This is a genomic window from Grimontia indica (assembly GCF_000333895.2).
In the GTDB taxonomy this organism is placed as follows: domain Bacteria; phylum Pseudomonadota; class Gammaproteobacteria; order Enterobacterales; family Vibrionaceae; genus Enterovibrio; species Enterovibrio indicus.
On the sequence record NZ_ANFM02000029.1, the window covers coordinates 12,402 to 29,860 of the forward strand.

Below are 17,459 nucleotides of genomic sequence, written 5' to 3' on the forward strand. Positions count from 1 at the left end.
GAAGGCATAGCCTCTCGTTACTTGTATGCCGAAATTACTTCTTCTTAGGGGCAAGAACCATGATCATTTGACGACCTTCAATTCTTGAAGGGAAACTTTCTACTGAAGCGATTTCAGCAGTGTCTTCCTTCAGTCGGTTCAGAACGTCAACACCGATATCCTGGTGCGCCATTTCGCGACCACGGAAACGGATAGTAACCTTGACCTTGTTACCCTCTTCAATAAAGCGAACCAGGTTGCGTAGTTTTACCTGATAGTCGCCAATATCGGTTCCAGGACGGAATTTAACTTCCTTGATCTGGACAATCTTTTGCTTTTTCTTCTGCTCTTTCGCAGCCTTACTCTTTTCGTAGATGAACTTACCGTAGTCCATCACACGACATACTGGCGGCTCGGCATTAGGGCTAATTTCTACCAGATCAACACCAGCATCTTCTGCCGCTTTAATCGCTTCATCATATGAAACAATACCAAGCTGATCACCATCAATACCAGTCAGACGTACTTCACGCAGACCACGAAGTTCTTCGTTAAGACGGTGAGCATTTTGTTTAGCCGGGACTTTTCTTGCGCCTTTAATACCTTAATCCTCCAAAATATTAAGAGTTCGGGTGCGAACTTCGTTCTCGAGCAGAGAAACGAATTCGTCAATTTTATATTTACCCAAGTCTTTACCTTTGCGTGTACGTACCGCGATTTCGCCAGCTTCCATTTCCTGGTCGCCACAAACCAACATATAAGGTACGCGCTTCAAAGTGTGTTCGCGGATTTTAAAGCCAATCTTCTCGTTTCTCAAGTCTGCAGACGCTCTAAATCCTGCTTTTTGCAGTTTTTTCGCTACTTCCTGAACATATTCCGCTTGATTGTCGGTAATGTTCATCACTACAGCTTGTTGTGGAGCTAACCAGCTTGGGAAATGACCCGCGTATTCTTCAATCAGAATACCGATAAAACGTTCCAGTGAACCCAGAATCGCACGGTGAATCATTACTGGGGTGTGACGTTCGTTGTCTTCGCCAACATACGTTGCGCCCAAACGCTCAGGCAGAGCAAAATCGAGCTGCACAGTACCACACTGCCACGCACGATCCAAACAGTCATGCAAAGTAAATTCAATCTTAGGACCGTAGAATGCACCCTCGCCTTCCAGAATCTCGAACTTAATGTCCATAGATTCCAGTGCTTCAGCCAGTGCTTTCTCAGCGCGATCCCACATTTCATCAGAACCTACACGCATTTCAGGACGGGTAGACAGCTTAACCACGATCTCGTCGAAACCGAAAGTCTGGTAAGTGTCGTAAACCATCTTGATACAAGACGTCACTTCCTGTTGCACCTGCTCTGGGGTACAGAAAATGTGTGCGTCATCTTGCGTGAAACCACGAACACGCATCAGGCCGTGCAGCGCGCCTGATGGCTCATTACGGTGACAGCTGCCGAATTCAGCCATACGCAGTGGCAGGTCACGGTAAGATTTCAAACCTTGGTTGAAGATCTGAACGTGGCCAGGGCAGTTCATTGGCTTCAGTGCGTATTCACGGTTCTCAGATTGAGTGGTGAACATGTAGTCGGCGTACTTGTCCCAGTGACCAGAACGTTCCCACAGAACACGGTCCATGATCAGCGGACCTTTCACTTCTTGGTAATCGTATTCGTTCAGTTTTGCACGAACAAAAGTTTCCAGTTCACGGAAAACAACCCAACCGTTGTGATGCCAGAACACCATACCCGGTGCTTCTTGTTGCATGTGGTAAAGGTCAAGCTGCTTGCCCAGTTTACGGTGGTCACGTTTTGCGGCTTCTTCCAAACGCTGCAGGTGAGCTTTCAGTTCTTTCTTGTCGTTGAAAGCCGTGCCGTAGATACGTTGCAGCATCTTGTTATCGCTGTTACCGCGCCAGTATGCACCAGCAACGTTCAGGATTTTAAAGTTTTGGCAGAAACCCATGTGCGGTACGTGCGGACCACGACACATGTCGATGTATTCTTCGTGATGGTAAAGGCCTGGACGATCATCGCGAGATACGTTTTCATCCAGAATTTCCATCTTGTAAGGTTCGCCACGTGATTCAAAAGCATCACGCGCTTCCTGCCAGCTCACGTTCTTCTTGATGACCTGGTATTTGGTTTTCGCCAAATCCTTCATGCGCTTTTCAATCGCATCCAGGTCTTCTTGAGTCAGAGAACGGTCAAGGTCAACGTCGTAATAGAAACCGCTGTCGATGGTTGGACCGATCGCCATTTTCACGTCAGGGAAAAGCTGCTTAATCGCATGACCCAGCAAGTGAGCACAAGAGTGGCGAATGATCTCAAGACCGTCTTCGTCTTTCGCAGTGATGATTTCCAGATTCGCGTCGTTTTCAATCAGGTCGCACGCATCAACGCGTTGACCGTTAACACGACCCGCGATACATGCTTTAGCAAGACCAGGACCGATGTCAGCAGCGACGTCGTAAGTAGAAACTGGGTTATCAAATGAACGTTGACTACCGTCAGGAAGAGTAATTACAGGCATTATATTGTCCTATTTACAGTGGTGTTACACACGAAGTAACACTTGTTTGGATTTTTTGTATTCAGCTTAGAGAGCGATGAATACACGAGAATGAAAAGATTCTTGAGGGTCCAATTTTGGTACCAATCAAAATGTCTGAACCCGAATCGAAAGAGGATTGTAACCATGTGGTGGAATAACGCAACCAATCATGCGCTATCCCCATAAGTTTACTTAGAAACGGCCATAGCCCCGTTGATTGCTATTTTACGAACAGTCACCTATTTACTAAGCCACTCCTCCCCGCTCTTACCGAACTAAAGAGGGACCATTATTGGGAAATTTCGACCTTCTTATAACGGTATCAACCGACAAAACAATCGCTTATATCGCTATTTATTTTCCCTATATGGAGATCTTCAGTCCAAAATTCACTCCAGCAAACACTTTGATACGAAATTCCTTTCCTTAAAGGTGGTCATTTGGCACCAAAACAGGAAGATGGAATAAACCTCTCATGACGTCACTATCAACATCGCAGTATTAAGAGTTGCTCATGCCTAACATCTTCATATTTGTTGCTCTTTCAGCCCTATTCATTCTCACGCCTGCACACGCCGATATCTCAGAAAAGGCTTTAAACCGACATATACAAAGTTTTAGTGAGCTCATTGCCAGTCAATGTCAGAACCAAACGCCAGATACCAAAAAGGCGAACTTCAACAAGGTGGCGACGGCATTAGCGCAAGCGGAGGAAATGGATAACGAGATCGACCTCGAACCTGGTCTGCTCAACCAAATGCACAAACTCCTGCCACGGTACATCGATTGCGACACTCAAGAACAAGACCTTTTGGAGCCCATCATGGATAGCTTCATTGCCTTCCTGGCGGTTAATCGACACCTGTCAGCCGAGGAGCGCAGAGCTTATGTACAGTTCGCAATGAAGCTCGCAGAAATTGATAAAGAGAATGTTGAGTCAGTGAAGTGAACCGAAGCTAAAGACGTCACGTAATGATTCAGTGATGTTGCAATGCTGTAGCTTTGGGCCCCAACGACACCCGTCGATGAGGCCTTCTTTTTATCTAATTCCCATGCAGTTTGCATAAAAGGTGGTCGTCGCTGGCCAATCTGAAAATACGCCTACAACGCCAACATCCTGAGCCAATACATCCAATAAGTTGAAGACATCACCATCGTTGTTGGTCACATCTTTTATCGACTGATAATACCAACCGCCACCATTGCTCAACTGACCAGAACGCTCTAGTGTCCAAGCAATGATTTTCAAGTCTGCATCCTTAGCCAGTTTTGCATAATCAGAAGGAACAATCTCGCCCTCATCGCCTAACGACACTAGCGCAAACAACGGCGGAGCAATAAATTCAATACCTGACGCTTTAAGGGCTTTCATGTCTTCTGAAGTGGGTTTCCACGTTCGGTCTTTGTACATACGCGCATCAAGTAACACTGCTTGCTCACCAAAAGCAGGCTCTGAAGCAATCCAGTATTTCATATCTTCAATATCGAACGACTGCGCAAAGACATCAGATGCTTTCACGCCGGCTTCTCTATACTCATCAATCATCTTTTGCGCGTAATCTTGTTGCGTGAAACCCTCGTAAGGCATGTCGACAACTGGGCTTTTTAACTCCGGCGTCATTTTCACTCCAAGCGTTTTGAACAGCTCAATACTCTCAGCGTGTGTCATTAAAGTACCGCGACTGCTGTAAAGTTCGGTGCGCCAGCCAGCCGTACCATTCATGTATTCCTCACGTGTTGTCGCCATTGGATTTGCACCATCCATTTTTCCTTTTAAGCGCTTAAATTCTTCCAAAGTGAAATCCGTCGTACGACACTCAACCTGCGCTTTCGTGCCGGTTTTCAGATTGGCCGGCTTGAAAGGTACCGTGCATTTTGCAGCGAGATCCGGGTGAGCTAACACATCTGTCGTGGTGTGAAGATCGTTCTGGGAATGGCGACAAACAAGCGCTTTGTCTTTAGTAAATGTGACATCACACTCCACCACACCAGCCCCCATCTGGGCTGCCGCTATATAAGACTCCTTCGTATGTTCTGGAAACATTAAAGCAGCGCCACGATGACCAATCGAGAAAGCACTTTTCTTCGGTTTGTCCTCCAAGCACGTTTCCAGCTTCTCTTTCAGTTTTCCTTCATCCATATCTGCAACAAGAAACAATGGACGAGGTCCAAGTGTATAGCCTTCAGATGCGATTGCTGACCCTGCAGCTAACAATGAAAACACTAAACCCAACTTGACGATATTCTTCATGTACCACTTCCTTTAGGTTTTATGGGTATTACGTTAGTCACCGTACTGCATTCTGTATGTACCATATGAATAAATTGAGACAAAAATCTTACCGTTCAGTGTTAAATCAAGGCCATAACAAAAGATAAGACAAAGGCATGATTTATGCGCTTCATCCGACTCCCTGACTATCGGCCTTGATTTTCGCTCTGACTTCATCAATGATTATTTGTATATACCAATATGACACTGAGAACCTATGCCGAAATCTCCCCGCTTCCAGCAGATTAAAGACTTCCTGATTGAGAAAATTGAATCACAGGAATGGCCAGTTGGCGCAAAAGTGCCAACAGAAGCAGAGCTTTGTGAGCAATTTTCGGTCAGTAGAATGACAGTAAACAAAGCGGTAAGAGATTTAGTCAATGAGGGTTGGCTGGAACGAACGCCTCGTTTGGGCACGTTTGTATGCCAGCGCAAAGCGGAAAGTCCTCTGATGGATATCCGCAATATCGCAGAAGAAATATCAGGGCGTGGTCAAGCACATCACAGTGAAATCATATCCTTAAGAAGAATACGTGCGCCAGAAGATGTGGCAATGCGTCTCGGTATTATGCTAGGTAGCGATGTATTCAAGAGTGAAATCGTCCATTTTGCCGATGACATACCCATTCAGGTTGAACTTCGTTGGGTAAACCCTGCTTTTGCACCTGATTATTTAAATCAGGACTTTTCCTCGATGACGCCAAATCAATATCTGGTGTCCCAATGCCCGGTAGGCATCATCGAACACACGGTGGAAGCTATTTTGCCTCCTGCGCACATTGCTAACCTTCTACAAATCGAAACTAACCAGCCTTGCCTTTTACTCCACCGACGTACCTGGAGTGAGAACCAACTAGTCAGTGCTGCCCTTCTCTTCCATCCCGGTAACCGCTACAAACTGAGTGCACGCGCAGAACTCTAAGTCCAGTCAACCGCAAGACCAGACTACCTTATTAAATTCAGTGGTTTTCCTAGGGGCTGTTGACCTTTGGTGATGGTTTTTGCAGCAGTTTGTGGGGATTTTATGCAAGGCAGAGGCTTCGATGTGTAGCTAGCCTACATGAGAAGCCGATAACGCAGCAGAAATTCCCCACAAGCGCTGCCCGGAGGGTTCTGCTCTAAGCGTTTTATGCTTTGTTGAGGTGTATTTGCTTAGAGTGACTAGGCGGCACACACCTCGCCGCGCCTAAAACGCTTATAGCTAGAACAAAATTTAACCACCAAAGGTCAACAGCCCCTAAAAGTGGCCGCTGAACTTTACACCCTCGATCACAATTTAATAACAACTGATCTTGTCATCGCCCTCTTATTTGTCTATACATTTATATATACAAATAAAGAGCGCAGTAAAAATGAAGAAGATGTTCACGGATTGTCGTCTTGTTTCAATGGATACAGACGTCATTCGTACTGAGGGATACCAAGTACGCGACAACCATATGATTGCTGTCGAAAATGGCAGTATCGTTGCCGTGGGTGAAAACCTTTCTACCTCCGGTTATCAAATGGTTTCGCTGGAAAACCGGTTAGTTACGCCGGGGCTTATCGATGCGCATACCCACATCATTTTTGCTGGTGACCGCTCTGGTGAATTTGAACAACGCTTGCAAGGTGTTCCCTACGAACAGATAGCAAGAAACGGCGGCGGTATTCTTTCTACCGTTAAAGCGACCCGTGAGGCTTCAATTGAAGAACTCGTCTCTTTGGCGCTTCCACGCGCTAAAGCTCTAATGCGTGACGGCGTCACAACCATTGAAGTCAAAAGCGGATACGGACTGACGGTCGAGCATGAACTCAAGATGCTCAAAGCAGCAAAAGGGTTAGAACAAGAGCTGGATGTAAATATCACCACTACGCTGCTTGGCGCACACGCTTTGCCGCCTGAATTCAAAAACAACAGCGACGGTTATATTTCTCTGGTTTGCGAAGAAATGATCCCTGCAGCGGCTGAATCGAACCTTGCTGACGCCGTCGATGTGTTCTGCGAAGGCATCGGCTTCTCGCCGGAGCAAATGGCCAGAGTGTTCGAGGCTGCGCGAAGCCACGGATTGCAACTTAAAGGTCATACTGAACAACTTTCCAATTTGGGTGGCAGTGCGCTCGCCGCCGAAATGGGCGCACTTTCCGTGGATCACATCGAATATCTTTGCGAAGAAGGCGTCAAAGCACTCGCTGAAAACGGCACTGTCGCTACCCTGCTTCCCGGAGCGTTCTACTTCTTACGAGAAACCCAAAAGCCCCCCATTGACTGGCTGCGTCAACACAATGTCCCAATGGCCATAGCCACTGACTTCAACCCTGGAACGTCTCCCTTTGCCAGCCTGACTCTCATGATGAATATGGCATCTACCCTATTTGGGCTGACACCGAAAGAGAACCTTTACGGCGTGACCCGTCATGCTGCAAAGGCGCTGGGACTGAATAAAAAAGGACAAATAGCGGCTGGATTTGATGCTGATTTCGCCGTGTGGGATTTAACGTCTCCAGCACAGCTCAGCTATCAAGTGGGCCTTGCGCCACTTCATGCGCGCTATCTGAAAGGAGTCAAAGCCAATGACGATTGATATGAGCGTCTGGCAAGGCCGGACAGATCCAGAAGATGGCGAACGCGGCCTCCGCTTTCACCAAAAAGTGCAAAGCGCAGACCAAGCAAATCAGCCCGGCTGTATGTTGATTGGTTTCGCTTGTGATGAAGGTGTGTCTCGCAATAAAGGCCGAGTTGGGGCGTATTCCGCACCTAACGAAATCCGTAAGATGCTTGCAAGCCTGCCGTGGCACCATCACGCACTCCCCCTCTTTGATAGTGGCGATGTATGCTGTGATGATCATGACCTTTCTAAAGCGCAGAAACGACTAGCAGACAATATCTCTGAGGCAATGCGCCAAAAACACTTTCCTTTGATCTTGGGCGGCGGGCACGAAGTGGCATGGGGCTCGTTTCAGGGTTTGGCAAATCACTATCTACAGAAAAGCCCCTCGGACATCCCCAAGATCGGCATCATCAACTTTGACGCACATTTTGATCTCCGCACGCCCTCTGGCAATGCACTCAATGGCAGCTCAGGTACACCGTTTTCACAAATCGCAGAGTTCTGCCATAACCGCCAATGGGCATTTCATTACGCCTGTCTGGGTGTAAGCCGCGCCAGCAACACTCAAGCGCTATTTGATAAAGCCGAAGACCTCAACGTTCTGGTTGTCGAAGACACAGATTTCACCGCCGCCACGCTTGCTACCATCGAAGACAAACTCAGCACTTTCGTCTCGGAAATGGATGCTATTTACCTAACCATCGACATTGATGTTTTCCCTGCCGCCACGGCGCCAGGAGTAAGCGCCCCTGCTGCACATGGCGTCGATTACGTTCTGGTAGAACGCTTGATTCGCCATATAGGCAACGCGAAGGATAAACACGGCTTACCCAAATTGAAGATTGCCGATATCGCGGAACTGAATCCGCGCTATGACATAGACAACCATACCTCTCGACTTGCTGCCCGTCTGGTTTGGACGATTTCGCGCAGCCTTGCTGACCATCTGGTCACCGAAAACCAAGGAGTGAAACAATGAATGACCCACGTCTCGATCTGTCACGCACCATCAAAGCGCCGACAGGCACAAAACTGACGGCAAAGTCTTGGCTGACTGAAGCGCCGCTTCGAATGCTGATGAACAACCTGCATCCTGACGTGGCCGAACACCCTCACGCTTTGGTGGTTTACGGCGGTATTGGACGCGCAGCGAGAAACTGGCAGTGCTATGACAAAATCGTAGAGGTGCTTAGCCGCCTGGAAGACGATCAAACCCTGCTGGTGCAATCCGGCAAACCTGTGGGTGTTTTCCCAACGCATAAAGATGCCCCACGCGTATTGATTGCTAACTCAAATCTGGTCCCCCATTGGGCGAACTGGGAGCACTTTAATGAGCTCGATAAACAAGGTTTAGCCATGTACGGCCAGATGACTGCGGGTAGCTGGATTTACATTGGATCCCAAGGCATCGTTCAGGGCACTTACGAAACCTTTGTTGCCGTCGCCAATAAGCACTTTGGCGGAGAAGCGAAAGGACGCTGGGTACTCACCGGTGGCCTTGGTGGCATGGGAGGCGCGCAGACTCTGGCCGCAACCATGGCCGGCTTTTCAATGATCGCGGTTGAATGTGATGAAAGCCGAATCGATTACCGTCTACGCACCGGATACGTGGACAGAAAAGCCACCGATTTGGATGAAGCGCTCTCCATCCTTCAACAATCAATCGATGACAATAAGCCACTCTCCATTGGCCTGCTTGGCAATGCGGCGGATATCTTCACTCAACTTGTCGAGCGCGGTATTACGCCTGATGTCGTCACTGACCAAACCTCTGCTCACGATCCGTTAAATGGCTATTTGCCTCAGGGCTGGACTATGGAAGATGCCGCCGAAAGACGCAAAGAAGACGAAGCCGCCGTTGTTGACGCAGCGAAAGCTTCAATGGCAGAACAAGTCAAAGCCATGCTGACACTGCAATCCCGCGGCGCAGCGACGCTGGATTACGGCAACAATATTCGCCAAATGGCACTGGAAAAAGGTGTCGAGAACGCGTTTGATTTCCCCGGTTTTGTGCCTGCCTATATCCGTCCTCTTTTCTGTCAGGGCATCGGCCCCTTCCGTTGGGCTGCACTGTCTGGGGATCCGGAGGATATTTATAAAACCGACCAGAAAGTCAAAGAACTGATCCCTGACAACCCTCACCTCCATAACTGGCTGGATATGGCGCGCGAACGCATTCAATTCCAGGGATTGCCTGCACGTATTTGTTGGGTGGGCTTAAAAGACCGAGCACGCCTTGGTTTAGCCTTCAACGAAATGGTGAAGAATGGCGAGCTGAAAGCGCCGATTGTGATTGGTCGTGATCACTTAGATTCAGGCTCAGTAGCAAGTCCAAACCGCGAAACCGAAGGCATGATGGATGGCTCTGACGCCGTATCCGACTGGCCACTGCTCAACGCCCTGCTCAATACCGCGTCGGGCGCGACTTGGGTATCGCTGCACCATGGTGGCGGTGTGGGCATGGGCTTCTCGCAACACTCTGGTGTGGTGATCGTGTGTGACGGTACAGACGATGCAGCGAAACGTGTCGGGCGCGTCTTGCACAATGACCCTGCCACCGGTGTGATGCGCCATGCAGATGCCGGATACGGTATCGCGATAAACTGCGCGAAAGAACAACAACTTGACTTACCTTTGCTCGACCTTCCAAACGTTCCGGTCAAGCAGTAAGGAGCTAATAATAATGAATAAACTAACGCTCATTCCGGGTGCGCTAACACTCAAAGATCTTCGCCTTGTCAGCCGTGAACCTACACAGGTTAAGTTTGCCGAAGGCGTCGCCGAGACCATGCAGGAAAGTGTTGATACCGTTGCCAGCGTGCTTGATGAAGGCCGTGTGGTTTATGGCATCAACACGGGGTTTGGGTTGCTTGCCAACACCCGTATTGAACTGGAAGACCTTGAAACCCTGCAGCGCTCGATTGTGCTTTCCCATGCGGCGGGCATTGGCGAGTTTATGGATGACGCCACCGTACGCCTGATGATGGTACTGAAAATCTCAAGCCTGGCCCGTGGTTATTCCGGTATCCGTTTTTCTGTGGTTGATGCGCTGGCAAAGCTGATTAATGCCGAAGTCTTCCCTTGTATTCCTAAGAAAGGTTCGGTGGGTGCGTCTGGCGACTTGGCTCCCCTCGCCCACATGAGCACCGTTTTGCTAGGTGAAGGTCAGGCTAGGCACAAAGGTGAAATCATTTCCGGCGCGATGGCGCTGAAAATTGCTGGGTTAGAGCCAATCACGCTTGGTCCAAAAGAAGGATTGGCACTGTTGAATGGCACGCAAGCCTCAACCGCTTTTGCTCTGGAAGGCTTGTTTGCTGCTGAAGATCTTTTCGCTTCTGCCACCGCGTGCGGTGCACTTTCCGTTGAAGCGGCATTAGGCAGCCGCCGCCCGTTTGATCCACGCATTCATCGCGTACGTGGTCATCGAGCGCAAATGGATGCCGCAAACGCATATCGTCACCTGTTGGACACCAGCAGTGAAGTTGGCGATAGCCATCAAGGCTGTGAAAAAGTGCAGGATCCCTACTCCCTGCGTTGCCAGCCACAAGTGATGGGCGCATGTTTACAGCAAATTCGACATGCTGCTGACGTACTCGAAGTCGAAGCTAACTCAGTATCTGATAACCCGCTTGTTTTCTGTGATGATGGCGACATCATTTCCGGCGGTAACTTCCATGCAGAACCCGTTGCGATGGCGGCAGACAACCTCGCCTTGGCGATTGCAGAAATCGGTAGCTTGTCCGAGCGACGCATGGCGCTGCTTATCGACAGTGGATTAAGCAAGTTGCCTCCGTTTCTCGTCGACAATGGCGGTGTCAACAGCGGCTTTATGATTGCACAGGTCACCTCCGCCGCGTTGGCCAGCGAAAACAAAACGCTCGCCCACCCTGCATCCGTAGACAGCTTGCCAACCTCAGCAAACCAAGAAGATCACGTTTCCATGGCAACCTTTGCAGGGCGTCGCCTGGCAGAAATGGCCGACAATACACGTGGCATTCTGGCCGTGGAGCTGCTCGCTGCGTGTCAGGGGTTGGACTTCCGTGCACCGCTGAAAACCTCCCAGCGCTTAGAGCAGATCAAGGCAGAGCTCAGAAGTCACGTTACCTTCTACGACAAAGATCGCTACTTCGCACCAGATATCGAGAAGGCAAATGCTCACCTAAAAGAAGCCAGCCACAACAAATACATGCCAACGAGACTGTTACCCAGTTTCTAGTTTTTGTTGACCGTATTTCGTTCTCTAACGCCCCGTTTTTACGGGGCTTTGTCTTATTTTCTCCAAAATTCAAAAAACCGACACAGATTGTGGGATTAGACACATATCACTCCCAGCGAATTGCGCTACTATTTTGTTATCACACCAATTTTCATCGTCATGAAGAGGTGCACTTATGTGGCATTCGCTCTCAGTTCAGCTTTCGCTCGCTCTGGGTCAGCAGTTTGAAGTCGAAGAAAAAACGCCCATCGATGGAGGTGACATCAACGAGTGTTACGCCATTACCAGTGGGAATATGCGCTTCTTTGTGAAAGTGAATTCACGAGACAATTTGCCTGTGTTCGAGGCCGAAGCCGAAAGCCTTCGTCACCTCGCGAATAGCGGTGAAGTCTCGATCCCTCAGGTCATTTATCTCGGCATTATTAAAGAAAAGTCGGTATTGGTGCTGGACTACATTCCGATGAAACCTCTTGACAGTGAAAACGCCTATCTACTCGGCAAGGAGCTGGCGAAGCTTCATCAATGGGGAGAACAACTCGAGTACGGCTTTGATATTGATAACTTCATTGGCACAACGGAGCAACGGAACAGTTGGCATCGGAAATGGGCGAATTTCTTCGCTGATCACCGTATCGGTTTCCAGCTTCAGCTGGCAGAAGAAAGAGGCATGTCATTTGGTGATGTAGAAACCATTGTCGAAGCAGTAAAAGAACGACTGAACGGCCATCAACCGAAAGCCAGCCTTGTGCATGGCGATTTATGGAAAGGCAATGCGTCATCAACCATGAATGGGCCAATTGTGTATGATCCTGCCTCTTATTGGGGAGATCGTGAAGTCGATATTGCCATGACTTATCTGTTTGGTGGATTCCCAGAAGCGTTCTACGAAGGTTACGAAGAGGTGTGGCCACTCGATGAAGGATTCGAAGATCGTAAAGACCTCTACAACCTTTACCATATGCTCAACCACTGCCTACTTTTCGGCGGTCCTTATTTGGCTGAAACCGAGGCGCTGATCAACAAACTTGAGCTGATTTGATTTTCTTGTGTAGACATCATCGTTCAGAATAAGGCGCTTTTGCGCCTTTTTCTTTTTTGGGAGCTCTCATGATCCAAGCAGCTATTTTCGACATGGACGGCCTGTTGGTCGACTCAGAACCCTTTTGGCAAGATGCACAACTCGCCGTACTACAAGGTCTTGGGGTAACACTAACCCGTCAGGACACCATTGATACCACGGGCATCCGCATAGACCAGATTATTAAGCATTATTATAAAACCCAAGGTTGGGAAGGCCCTTCCTGCGAGGAAGTGTGCGACATGATCCTCGACAAAGTGATTGAGCTAGTTTCGATTCATAAACCGATGAAGCCAGGCGTAATGCACGCACTAACGCTCTGCAAAGAAGCCAACCTGCGCATTGCCCTTGCCTCTTCTTCACCGCTAAAACTGATCAACGCGACGCTGGAAGCTTTGGGTATCGAAGCTTGGTTTGAACAATGCCACTCTGCAGAGCATTTGAAGTATGGCAAGCCTCATCCAGAGGTCTATCTGAACGCCGCAGAGGGCTTAGGCATTGCCCCGCAAAACTGCGTCGCTTTGGAAGATTCGTTTACTGGTCTATTGGCTGCAAAAGCCGCCCAGATGCGCACAATTGTCGTGCCAGAACATGAGGTTGCCGCTCAAGAACGCTGGGTGATCAGCGACGTCAAACTTACATCGCTGGACGAATTAAGCATCAAAATGTTGGAGGCTTAATCTCCAAAATTAGGGCAAAATGTCGAGTTTTGCCCTACTGTTTCACTCCCTTCTTGAACGACACTCACAGAACGTAACTTACACTCACACTCTGTAATAAATTCTTACGTATCCCAATAAGAATGCCGGATACAACTGTTACGAACTATATCGCAACCCAATAATTCAACGGGATTTCCGGCGCTCGGTCATACTTTGTTCTTATTTCACTGAGCAAACATTCTTGGCTTCTTAGAATGGAAACACATGAGCACAAGAAGAAACAGCTATCTTTTCTTCGTCATGTTATTGGCTCGCAGTTCAGATAGGGAGTTGAACATGCAAAATTACACTGAAAGAGGGATCGATTGTCCGCACTGTGGACACAGGATTCGCATTACTTTGGATACCAGCGGTGGTGATCAGGAATTTTATGACGATTGCCCAGCATGCTGTAACGCTATTCACTTGAATCTCATCATCGACTCTCAGCACAAAACCATCAACTTATTCGTAGATGCTGACGACGAGCAGATTTTCTAAAATATTCAGGCAGTCGATACTAGAAAAGCCAGCAGTTGCTGGCTTTTTCATTTCTACGTAATCAGTGAACAACACTTAAGCTTGTTTGGCAGCAAGTACCCTTTCAACGGTATCCACAACAGCTTGCGTTTGAGGGTCGACCTCAATGTTGACCCTGTCCCCTTTCGCTCGCCAGCCCATATTGGTGCGCTGCAGTGTTTCAGGGATGAGGTTAACGCAGAAACGATTATCTTCAACCGCGCCAATGGTCAGACTGATGCCATCAATACCGATGTAACCTTTATCGAAAACGTACTTGGAGATATTTGCCGGCACTTCAAACCAAACCTGACGGTTGTTCTCTGACTCGATGACATCAACCACTTCGGCGGTGCACATAATGTGACCAGACATCGAATGTCCGCCAATTTCATCACCAAACTTGGCCGCTCGCTCAAGGTTTACCTTGTCGCCTTCCTTGACCTCGCCAAGATTGGTCAGCGCCAATGTTGCTTGCATCAAGTCAAACCACACTAGGTCTCCGTCAATTTTAGTTACCGTCAAACAACAACCGTTATGGGCGACTGAAGCGCCAATTTCCAACCCTTTTCGCATAACATCATCCATGCGGAGCGCATGACTCTGAAAGTTGGTCTTTTTTTCTATTTGAATGATTTCTGCGGTGGTTTGAACAATACCTGTAAACATAACGATTCCTGATAACAGCAACTGGCTGTGTTAATAGTGAGGCAAACAAAAAGCTAAATCTTGTGTAATTCACAAAAGTATCGATTGTGGCCGTCCTTTGCAAACGTATAATACAACTCCTTTTCAGCCTCACTTTTCTTTTCCGGAGTTATAGGTGCAAAACTATCGCCTGGAAGCCAAATCCATCATTAAATTGGGGATCCCTGTCTTCATTGCGCAGCTCGCGCAAACTTCCATGGGCTTTGTCGATACAGTTATGGCTGGTGGCGTTAGCGCTACCGACATGGCTGCCGTCGCCGTAGCAACCAGTGTTTGGTTGCCTTCTATCCTGTTTGGTATTGGTATCCTGTTAGCGATGGTTCCGATCATCGCACAGTTAAACGGCTCTGGCCGTCAGGCAAAGATTCCCTTTCAGGTGCAACAAGGCGTTTACATGGCATTGATGCTTTCAGTGCCTATCGCACTTGTGCTGTACAACGCTGGTCACATTGTTAACTACATGGAAGTAGAAGCCGCATTAGCCGAAAAAACCATCGGCTATCTCTATGCGGTCATTTTGGCGGTACCTGCATTCCTGCTGTTCCAAGTGCTTCGTAACCTGGCAGAAGGCATGTCACTCACCACACCGGCAATGATCATTGGCTTTATCGGTCTGGCTGCGAACGTTCCCCTTAACTGGATATTTGTTTACGGTAAGTTCGGCGCTCCTGAACTTGGCGCGGTAGGTTGTGGTGTGGCAACCACCATTGTTTACTGGTTGATGCTCATTTCGATGTTCATCTATATCAAGCTGAACAAACGTCTTCAGCGCGTGAACGCGTTTGCTGACTTTTCAAAACCAGACTTCCCAGCTTTATGGCGCATTTTCAAAATGGGCCTGCCAGTGGCAGCTGCGATTTTCTTCGAAGTGACTCTATTTGCTGTGATTGCCCTTCTCATCGCGCCACTGGGTTCGACGGTCGTAGCGGCACACCAGATTGCGATTAACTTCTCTTCGATGATCTTTATGTTGCCGATGAGCTTGGGTACCGCTGTGAGTATCCGTGTTAGTCACCAACTGGGCGAGAAATCGACAGAGGGAGCAGCCCGCGCCGCCAAACTTGGTATTCTGATCGGATTAGGCACAGCCATGATCACCGCAGCGCTGACGGTAATTTTCCGCGAACCCATTATCCACCTTTACAACAGCAACCCAGAAGTGGTTGCCATCGCGGCTAACCTGATGCTACTCGCAGCCATCTATCAGTGTACCGACGCTATTCAGGTCGTTGCGGCCGGTGCGTTACGCGGTTACAAGGACATGCGTGCCATCTTCGAGCGCACCTTTGTCGCGTACTGGATTCTCGGCGTGCCGATTGGCTACGTACTGGGTATGACAGATTGGATTGTGGAACCAATGGGTGCATACGGTTTCTGGGTAGGTATTATTATCGGTCTCACTTCAGCCGCAATTTTGCTGGGTATTCGCCTTCGCTGGATTCGCAAACAACCGGATGAATTCCAGTTAGCAATGGCAGAGAAATAATCATTTCCCCCTCGAAAATCCCGGCCTTTGAGCCGGGATTTTCTTTTTGGATCCCGCTTCTTTTATACTTCGTATCATGACTATGACTTCTTAACAGAACGAGAATATGGTCCATAGACTCGCCCTCGTCATCACAGGTTTATTCCTACTTTCAGGTTGTCTGGAATCAGACAAGGCTCGCGCACAATTTGAAAACTATCAGAGCCGCCTAGCCAACGTGGTGAATACTGAGCCTCTGCCATTAGAAGACAGTGTTTCCATCGAACTTCCGAGAAAGCGGGATCTCACTTTACCTCTCGAAGATGTTCGAATGGGCTTGCTTGATGCTTATGAACTGCGAGAGTGTGGATTGTTTCAACTGATAGCCGACAGAAACTCCATTCTCGGCAAGGTTCAAGACGCCTTCAGGCAGCTCAATTATGAAGTATCGCTGTTAAACACACTTGAGCTTTGCTTAGCAGACGTCGAAAGCGATACCCTTCGCGAACAATTGCTCAAAGTCCAAAAGCAAAAGCAAAAGCAACTCAGCACCGTGTACTGGAACACGCTGATCAGCAGCGATGCATGGCGGCAGCAACTCACCCCTTCAGGAATTGGATTAATCGCGCCTGATAAGCCTTTTCCGCACAGTGAAGCGCTGTTAGCCATTAATGCTTACGCTCATCTGTCAGAGAAAGATACTGATATCGTTTCTCTTCAAGAACCCATCGAAAAGCAGCGCTACCTAGGTACCGTTTTCTATTCTATGGATGAAAGCACACGTTGGCTTAACACCATTACCAAACAGCTTTATCGCGATGACCTTCTGGTGATTTGTGGTGCGAACCGCGATCCGACCCGCCTCAACTACCTCAGAAACGTGTTCGATAAGTTCTTCATCGGCGAGGTGCAACCCTACCTTTCGAAGATTAACGGACTTTACCTTGATGTCCAACCTGCACTGGAAACTCTTCACAGGCAATTACCAGACAATGAGGTTTTCTTTCACTACAACGACGCTTATTTTGCCGGCAGTCACTATCAGAATTTCCAACAAGCAGTAAAAGATCATGTTGGATACTGGCAACAGTTGTTTCAGCGATGCAATGTGCAAGTAGCACCGCAAAACAACGCGTCCTAATGCGTTTAAAAACAAAAACTCTGGCGTAAGAAGCGCCAAATTGTGCAGCAAACCAGCAAACGCACAAGATGTAGTAAAAAAGTCCCGTTTTGCGCTTGCGCCGCTTGTCCCTACTCGCTAATATTCATCCCGCTTTCAGGGGAAGCAAGACTGATTATCAGTAAGATATGCGTCTGTAGCTCAGTTGGTTAGAGTACTACCTTGACATGGTAGGGGTCGGCAGTTCGAGTCTGCC

15 protein-coding genes are annotated in these 17,459 nt (G+C 48.4%); 11 read left to right on the forward strand and 4 right to left on the reverse strand.

What is annotated here, in order from left to right; translation table 11 throughout:
- Positions 1–34: 34 nt before the first annotated feature.
- Entirely contained in the window at positions 35–580 is a 546-nt protein-coding gene (gene infC, locus D515_RS25385) for a translation initiation factor IF-3 (protein WP_082111321.1), read from the reverse strand.
- A 3-nt stretch (positions 581–583) separates the two neighbouring features.
- Positions 584–2,512 (reverse strand): threonine--tRNA ligase, encoded by a 1,929-nt coding sequence (gene thrS, locus D515_RS16245; RefSeq protein ID WP_002540102.1) that lies wholly within the window; start codon positions 2,510–2,512, stop codon positions 584–586.
- Between the two features lie 535 nt (positions 2,513–3,047).
- Here thrS and D515_RS16250 point away from each other — a divergent pair.
- Positions 3,048–3,482, forward strand: a complete 435-nt coding sequence (locus tag D515_RS16250) for a hypothetical protein (protein WP_002540103.1) — start codon at positions 3,048–3,050, stop codon at positions 3,480–3,482.
- Positions 3,483–3,572: 90 nt separating this feature from the next.
- On the opposite strand, the gene D515_RS16255 is transcribed toward D515_RS16250, so the two are convergent.
- Positions 3,573–4,784 (reverse strand): glycerophosphodiester phosphodiesterase family protein, encoded by a 1,212-nt coding sequence (locus D515_RS16255; RefSeq protein WP_002540105.1) that lies wholly within the window; start codon positions 4,782–4,784, stop codon positions 3,573–3,575.
- A gap of 238 nt (positions 4,785–5,022) precedes the next feature.
- Between D515_RS16255 and hutC the strand changes: the two genes are divergently transcribed.
- From hutC to D515_RS16295, 8 genes are all read left to right on the forward strand, one after another.
- Positions 5,023–5,727 (forward strand): histidine utilization repressor, encoded by a 705-nt coding sequence (gene hutC / locus D515_RS16260; RefSeq protein WP_002540106.1) that lies wholly within the window; start codon positions 5,023–5,025, stop codon positions 5,725–5,727.
- 430 nt (positions 5,728–6,157) lie between these two features.
- The gene (gene hutI / locus D515_RS16265; protein WP_002540107.1) at positions 6,158–7,369 is read left to right on the forward strand and encodes an imidazolonepropionase; all 1,212 of its coding nucleotides are present in this window, start codon (positions 6,158–6,160) and stop codon (positions 7,367–7,369) included.
- Positions 7,359–8,375, forward strand: a complete 1,017-nt coding sequence (gene hutG, locus D515_RS16270) for a formimidoylglutamase (RefSeq protein WP_002540108.1) — start codon at positions 7,359–7,361, stop codon at positions 8,373–8,375. Before hutI ends, hutG begins: the two co-directional genes overlap by 11 nt.
- Entirely contained in the window at positions 8,372–10,066 is a 1,695-nt protein-coding gene (gene hutU, locus D515_RS16275) for a urocanate hydratase (protein WP_002540109.1), read from the forward strand. Before hutG ends, hutU begins: the two co-directional genes overlap by 4 nt.
- Positions 10,067–10,079: 13 nt before the next feature.
- A complete protein-coding gene (gene hutH / locus D515_RS16280) occupies positions 10,080–11,612 on the forward strand; it encodes a histidine ammonia-lyase (RefSeq protein ID WP_002540111.1) in 1,533 nt (510 codons plus the stop codon).
- Positions 11,613–11,787: 175 nt separating this feature from the next.
- Positions 11,788–12,651, forward strand: coding sequence for a fructosamine kinase family protein (locus D515_RS16285; protein WP_002540112.1), 864 nt, complete (start codon positions 11,788–11,790; stop codon positions 12,649–12,651).
- Between the two features lie 68 nt (positions 12,652–12,719).
- Positions 12,720–13,370, forward strand: a complete 651-nt coding sequence (hxpB, locus tag D515_RS16290) for a hexitol phosphatase HxpB (RefSeq protein ID WP_002540113.1) — start codon at positions 12,720–12,722, stop codon at positions 13,368–13,370.
- 318 nt (positions 13,371–13,688) lie between these two features.
- Entirely contained in the window at positions 13,689–13,892 is a 204-nt protein-coding gene (locus D515_RS16295) for a CPXCG motif-containing cysteine-rich protein (protein ID WP_039850230.1), read from the forward strand.
- Between the two features lie 75 nt (positions 13,893–13,967).
- Here D515_RS16295 and D515_RS16300 read toward each other — a convergent pair whose 3' ends face one another.
- A complete protein-coding gene (locus tag D515_RS16300) occupies positions 13,968–14,579 on the reverse strand; it encodes a riboflavin synthase (protein WP_002540115.1) in 612 nt (203 codons plus the stop codon).
- Positions 14,580–14,733: 154 nt separating this feature from the next.
- On the opposite strand from D515_RS16300, the gene D515_RS16305 reads away from it, so the two are divergent.
- Positions 14,734–16,104: an MATE family efflux transporter gene (locus D515_RS16305; protein ID WP_002540116.1), complete on the forward strand. Its 1,371-nt coding sequence runs from the start codon at positions 14,734–14,736 to the stop codon at positions 16,102–16,104.
- 106 nt (positions 16,105–16,210) lie between these two features.
- On the forward strand, positions 16,211–17,224 hold the full coding sequence (locus D515_RS16310) for a DUF3080 family protein (protein ID WP_002540117.1): 1,014 nt from the start codon (positions 16,211–16,213) through the stop codon (positions 17,222–17,224).
- The last annotated feature ends 235 nt before the right edge of the window (positions 17,225–17,459 follow it).

Coding starts and splice junctions, on each gene's coding strand:
- D515_RS16255 (WP_002540105.1), bottom strand. CDS start 4,784: ATGAAGAATATCGTCAAGTTGGGTTTAGTGTTTTCATTGTTAGCTGCA.
- D515_RS16310 (WP_002540117.1), top strand. CDS start 16,211: ATGGTCCATAGACTCGCCCTCGTCATCACAGGTTTATTCCTACTTTCA.
- hxpB (WP_002540113.1), top strand. CDS start 12,720: ATGATCCAAGCAGCTATTTTCGACATGGACGGCCTGTTGGTCGACTCA.
- D515_RS16285 (WP_002540112.1), top strand. CDS start 11,788: ATGTGGCATTCGCTCTCAGTTCAGCTTTCGCTCGCTCTGGGTCAGCAG.
- hutC (WP_002540106.1), top strand. CDS start 5,023: ATGCCGAAATCTCCCCGCTTCCAGCAGATTAAAGACTTCCTGATTGAG.
- hutU (WP_002540109.1), top strand. CDS start 8,372: ATGAATGACCCACGTCTCGATCTGTCACGCACCATCAAAGCGCCGACA.
- D515_RS16295 (WP_039850230.1), top strand. CDS start 13,689: ATGCAAAATTACACTGAAAGAGGGATCGATTGTCCGCACTGTGGACAC.
- thrS (WP_002540102.1), bottom strand. CDS start 2,512: ATGCCTGTAATTACTCTTCCTGACGGTAGTCAACGTTCATTTGATAAC.
- hutH (WP_002540111.1), top strand. CDS start 10,080: ATGAATAAACTAACGCTCATTCCGGGTGCGCTAACACTCAAAGATCTT.
- D515_RS16300 (WP_002540115.1), bottom strand. CDS start 14,579: ATGTTTACAGGTATTGTTCAAACCACCGCAGAAATCATTCAAATAGAA.
- hutG (WP_002540108.1), top strand. CDS start 7,359: ATGACGATTGATATGAGCGTCTGGCAAGGCCGGACAGATCCAGAAGAT.
- D515_RS16250 (WP_002540103.1), top strand. CDS start 3,048: ATGCCTAACATCTTCATATTTGTTGCTCTTTCAGCCCTATTCATTCTC.
- hutI (WP_002540107.1), top strand. CDS start 6,158: ATGAAGAAGATGTTCACGGATTGTCGTCTTGTTTCAATGGATACAGAC.